This window comes from Endozoicomonas sp. ONNA2, from assembly GCF_024606365.1.
Classification (GTDB): Bacteria; Pseudomonadota; Gammaproteobacteria; order Pseudomonadales; family Endozoicomonadaceae; genus Endozoicomonas.
Map to the genome: position 1 here is coordinate 1 of NZ_JAHHPO010000395.1, position 6427 is coordinate 6427.

General features: G+C 43.8%; 2 protein-coding genes. Both read right to left on the bottom strand.

The window, feature by feature from the left end:
- Positions 1–1051, bottom strand: a 1051-nt coding sequence (locus KDK14_RS07180) for a hypothetical protein (RefSeq protein WP_257264368.1), incomplete at its 3' end; no start/stop codon positions are given.
- 335 nt (positions 1052–1386) lie between these two features.
- A complete protein-coding gene (locus tag KDK14_RS07185; RefSeq protein WP_257264369.1) occupies positions 1387–5955 on the bottom strand; it encodes an ankyrin repeat domain-containing protein in 4569 nt (1522 codons plus the stop codon).
- Between the last annotated feature and the right edge of the window lie 472 nt (positions 5956–6427).

A 6427-nucleotide genomic window follows, 5' to 3' on the forward strand; every position in this document is an offset into this window, starting at 1 on the left:
CGTTTAAATTAGCCTTGATTGGAACGATCGTAAGGCCGATTCTATCGCCCTGTTTGATGATATCCCATAAATCAAGAGTGTTTTTATTGGCGGTTTTGAACCGAAGGTTTATGGGAGTTATAAAATCCTCTTTAATTCCATCAATGATCTCACTCTTCAATTCTGAGATTGGAACAGGATGGGTTAGCCAGTTTTCTTTATTTCGCTTTTTTAACGCTAATACAAAATCTTGATAAAACACCTCAGTCAGTTTATGAAGTATTTTGAATTCTGGCATCAGGGATGGCAGGATGCGGTTAAATCGGTTAATAATTGTTGCATTGCTGCCGTATCTTTCCGGCGTTTCATTAAGGGGTTCCAGACCAAACGGTTCACAGGCTATATTGTAAAGCTTATTGTGTGTGTGCACTTCATTCCCTAAAAGATATCTAATCTGACCATTAGCACGCTCTTTTGCCAGAAATGATTTAACACCATATTCCAGTAACCCGTGTCTGATCTTCAACAGCTCTCTTTGTGGGTCGCGGGAGTTCTCGAGGCTGGTAAATGCACTTTGAATACGAGTGCTACTGCCATCAAGACAATTATCTATCCCTGAAGTAAACTCAAGAAATAATGCGCAAAGACCATCTCTATTGAAAGGAAATTTATCAGCCTGATGAGGATTCTCCGCTTCCAGCTTAAGAAATCTCTCAGTTTGATTGAGGATATTATGGAGATAATAACGAGTCTCACGGTATGATATCAGGCTGGAAGGTTTTTCATCTTCGCCTCTCAGATCATTTATTATCTTATTGTGAAAAATAGTAATTTCGTTATCACTTACATTACGGATCAAACGTTTTAGCAAAGACTTCAGTCTAAGAATATCACCCAGAAACTGACCTTTCATTTCAGTGTATCTGCCAAGTTTAGCCCTTCTAACCTCTTCAAGTGTTCTAAAATGTCCGTCAGGAAAAGCAATATAATTCTTGTTAAGGTCATCTGGTTTTTCAGTATGCTCCGAGAATGTAGGCTTCTGAAATAAAATAGGGTGTTTGATTGGTATCATTTGTCATTCCTGCCAATCAGTTAATGCAACTTGGTTTTAGCATTAACCGACTTGGATAATGATTGAAATAAGGCACAAAATAACGATTCTGAACCAGCATAGTAGAAACCGCCATGCCTACCAAAATGCAGAAGATCCTTCCCGGAAAGCTGTGCAAAAGCGAATGACGATTATAGCAGGGCTACTGCGAGGAATTCGAAGATCTCGTTCGCAAGACTGCAAATGATCGACACATAGGCAGGCAGCCACGAAGTACAACCCAAAACGAAATCCGAGCCTTGGTGATGCTAAAAAGCGGATTGTCAGACCAATTTATCGCAGCCGCGCAGGACAGTCTATGCTCGGACAGCCTCTTGGCCAAATCCGGCATTATGATCAACCAATAGCTGAAAACATGCCCAATGTTCATGCTCTGACGCCAGCATCAAAGCCGTATGGCCGCTGTTGTTATAATCATTGATCGACGACACATCATGCTCAAGCAACACCTGAATGCAGCCGCTGTGCCCGTTATTTGCTGCCGCCATTAATGGCGTCGAGCCATGCTTTGAATGCAGGTTTGCATCAATTTCCGGTTTTTCCAGCAGCATCTTCAGACATTCCGTGTGCCCATTAAAGGCTGCGTACATTACTGCGGTCCAACCGTTATTGGCCTGCGCATTCACCTGGATTCCCTTGTGTACCAGAAGCCTTTCCAGGATCTTCGGTTGCCCATTTGTCACAGTCCGCATTAATGGAGTTATACCTTCTTCATTGGGTGTATTGATGTCAATAGTCGTTTGTCCGAGCAAGAACATGACACCACGTTCATGATCTCCTATTATCGCCAGCATCAAAGCTGTATTGCCGCCGTTGTTTTGTGCATTGATCGACGACACATCATGCTTAAGCAACGCCTCAACGCAGGCGCCGCTGTGATCGTATCTTGCTGCCAACATTAATGGCGTCCAGTCATTCTTTGTCAGTGGGTTTGCTTCAATTTCCGGTTGTTCCAGAAGCATCTTCAGCGATTCCGCTTGCCCATGAAATGCAGCGTGCGATACTGCGGTAACACCTCCAATGTCCTGCTCATTCACCCGGATTTCTTTCTGATCCAGAAGCCATTTCAGGCACTGCGTTTGTCCATTTGCTGCAGCCAGAATTAGTGCATTTGCACCGTTTTTATTTGATGCACTGAGGTAAATATCCGTTTGTTGAAGTAATAACCAGATGCAACGTTCATCACCACCAATTATCGCCAGCATCAAAGCCGTATTGCCGCTGTCGTCTTGTGCATTGATCGACGACACATCATGCTCAAGCAACACCTCAACGCAGTCCCTGTGGCCTTCTCTTGCTGCTGCCATTAATGGTGTCCAGCGCTTTTTGTCAGGCACGTTTGCATGAATGCCGTTTTTCAGCAGCACCTTCAGGCACCCCGTTTGCCCCTCTATTGCTGCAATCGTTAATGCAGTGTATCCGTCATTGTTGTATGCATGTGGTTCGATTCCATCCTGTGCCAGAAGTTTTTCCAGACACCGCGTTTGCCCATTCATTGCCGCCAACATGAGTGCAGTATTTCCCTTTTTATCCTTCCTGTTCACGTCAATGATTTTCTTTGCCAGAATTGCTTCCAGGCAGTCAACATGGCCCTTTCTTGCGGCCAGCATTGCCAGCGTTGATCCTTCTTTATTGCCAACATGGATCAATGCTCTGGAAAAATTTAACAGTTCAATCAGTAATGCCAAATCACCACTGTCTGCTGCATCCAGAATCTGTGGAAATGTTTGCCATGGGTGCTGCCCTGTTGCATTACCGGCCACCGCATAAGACCATGCATTTTTACTGTCTTTACTGGCTGCACAGATGTCAACATCCGGATGTTGGAGTAATAATGTGGCACAACGTTCATCACCTGCATTTGCTGCCAGCATCAATGCCGTCAGGCCGCTGTTGTTTTTTGCATTGATCGACGATGCATCATGCTTGAGCAACATCTCAACGCAGTCCCCATGACTGTTTTTTGCTGCCAGCATTAATGGCGTCCAGCCGTAATTGTCAGGCTGGTTTGCATTAATTTCTTTTCGTTCCAGAAGCTTCTTCACGCATTCGGTGCGTCCATTCTTTACAGCCAGCATGAGTGCAGTGTCACCGTTGGTATTTGTCATGTTGATGTAAATATCCTTTTGTCGCAGTAATAACAAGATACAGCGTTCATTACCGTTAATTATCGCCAGCATCAAAGCCGTATAGCCGTATATGTTTTTCTCATTGATCGTGCACGTGCTCGGATAATGCTCAAGCAATGCCTGAACGCAGTCCCCATGACCGTAACGGGCTGCCGCCATTAATGGTGTGGAGCCCTCTTTGTCAGGGATGCGTGAAAAAATTTTGTTATTTTCCAGAAGCGGCTTCAGGCACTGCGTTTGCCCCTTTTTTGCTGCATACATTATTGCGGTCGAGCCGTTATTGCTCCGCGCATCAGGATCGATACCAGGCTGTGTGAGAAGTTCTTGCAGGCACCCTGTTCGCCCATGTTCCGCAGCCAGCATGAGTGCAGTTTTACCATTAGCATTCTTCAGGTTCACGTCAATGACTTTCTTCGCCAGAATTGTTTTCAGGCAATCAACATGGCCATTTTTTGCGGCCAACATTGTCGGCGTTAAATATTGTTTATTGGCAATATGGATCAATGCTGTGGAAAAATTTAACAGTTCAGTCAGTAAGGCCAAATTACCATTGGCTGCTGCATCCAGGATCTGTGGACATGTTTGCCATGGATGTTGCCCCGATGCATTAGCGGAAGCCACATAAAACCATACGCGGTTACCGTTTTTATCCCGTGCATTGATGTCAATATCCGGTTGTTGGAATAATAAACTGGCACAACGTTCATTCCTTCCGCGTGCCGCCAGCATCAAAGCCGTACAGCCATCGTTGTCTTGTGCATTGATCGACGACACATCATGCTCAAGCAACACCTGAACGCAGTCCCCATGACCGTGCCTTGCTGCTGCCATTAATGGCGTCCGGCCGGACTTGTCTGGCAGGTTTGCATTAATTCCTTTTTGTTGCAAAAGCAGCTTCACAGACTCCGTTTGCCCAAGAGCTGCTGCTATAAATAACAGCGTTTCACCTTTTTCATTGGTTGAGTTGACGTCAATAAGAAGATGCTTGCAGAAAGTTTTGAATTGTTCTACATCAGATATTAACGTTGAAAACAATAATCTTTGATAGTCAACTTTATTGACTTCAGTCAAATTATTGCACAGGTCATATCTTGATAAACAGGCAATGACTTCCATCTTTTTCAGTTTGCTGGCCTGAGATAATACGTCGTTGAAGAAATGACTGGTATACGCTTTGGGAGATCCCGTATCCGGACTTTTTAAATAAGTGATTAACTCCCGGATAAACAGTTCATCATTGTTCAAAATTTGACTGAGTTTTTCTAACAGAATTTCCTTGATTCGAGGGTCGGATGTTACCGTTTTATCCCACACGCTTGAGGTGGTTTGATGCAAGAAGAATTCAAAAAAGTCACCCGGTTTATTGGAGTTGTTCAACGCATGATGAAGAAGATTGAAACGTGTTTCTTGCGCGAATCTAAAAAAATCTACTTGTTTTAAATGACCCAGAGTCAGTGTTTGATGGTTATTCCAGTCCAGGTTGCAGTGGGCGCCTTGCACCAGAGGGGTCTCTGAATTAAAGGCCCAAAAATAAAGATTATCTTTCGAGCCAATGCAGAGAAGTGGTAGGTTATCTTCAGTTTTTGTGAAGAAATCCCAGAAAGAGTCCCAGTAAGATTCCTTCTCTACACACAATACGTTCGCCTGAGGGGTAGAATTTAAAAAATGATCAATTAACCATACCTGGAGCCGATCCCTACTCTGTGAAAATTCATAGCTGTCATCATTGCACGGTTTGATGATTGTCCATATATCGAGCTTATTGGCATCTTTGATTTTGAACCGAAGATTTATTGGCGTTATAAAATCCTGTTTGATGTCATCAAGAATTTCACCGTTTAATTCTGCGAGAGAAACAGGACGGGTAAGCCAGTCTTCTTTATTTCGCTTTTTTAAAGCGAATACGAAATCTTGATAAAACAATTCAGTAAATTTATAGAGAATTTCAAATTCTGACATCAGGGATGGCAGGATGCGTTCGAGTCGGCCAATAATTTCTGTATTGTCACCTAGCGTTGCCTCCGCATCATTCATGGGTTCCAAACCAAACCGGTCGCAGGCTATATTGTAAAGCGCATTGTGCCAGTGCACTTCATCCCCTGCACAATACTCAGCCCTGCCACTGGCATGCTCTTTTGCCAGAAATGATTTAACACCGTATTCCAGTAACCCGTGTCTGATCTTATACAACTCCCTTTGTGGGTCACGGGAGTTCTCCAGGCTGATAAATGCACTTTGAATACGAGTACCACTGCCATTAAGACAATGGTCTATCCCTGAGAGAAACTCAACAAAATAAGCACAAAAACCGTCTTTATTGAAAGCAAATTTTTCAGTCTCCTCAGGATTTTGCGCTTCCAGCGCAAGAAGAAATCGCTCAGTGCGATTGACGATGTCATGGAGATAATAACGAGTATTCTGGTATGATATCACGCTGGAAATTGTATTATCCTCACCTGCGAGATCATTTTTTATCTTTTGGTGAAAAATATTAATCTGCGCATCACACATGTCACCGATTAAACGCTGTGTCAACGATTTCAGTCTACCAATATCTTTCAGAAACTGACCTTTCATACGGATATAGTTTTTAGGTTCTGCCCTTTTGATTTGTCTGAGTGTGGTATACTTTGTCTTGGGAAAAGCAATATAATCTTGGCTATTATCCTGTTTTTCCATATGTTCCGAGAATGATGATGGCCTTTGAAATAAAACAGAGTGGGTCATTGGTAACATTTAATAATTCCTCCCGATTAATGCAACTAGTTCAGCCCCGACAGTGGCTGTATCTTTTCAAAAGATCGCACCTTTTTATACGGTACGTTCTATGCTGTGCGTTCGTTCTATATTTGCGTAATTCAAGGGGTTTGATCATGCGCGATATTCGAGCTGTAAGAGAGCATACCCTGAGTTAAATGTCTACTATCGACTACAGGCTTCCCCCTGCCGGGGCAGCCGCCAAGAGGCTCCCCTATTCTCCCAAGCGTTGAAAGTAGTTGTCGAGAGGTTATTCGGAGCAGATTAGCCGTGCGTCATGTCGCAATAAGGGTAAACAAAAGCCGTAACCCCGAAGGCCAAAGAGGATAATACAAAAAAAGTGGTTGACCCGGGAACGGTCTTCCAAACAGCCACATCTGGATTTGATGGGAGTGCCTTTTGAGCAGTGCTTCCCGGGAGGCTGTCCGAGAATAGCGCCCGTAGCGAGGAT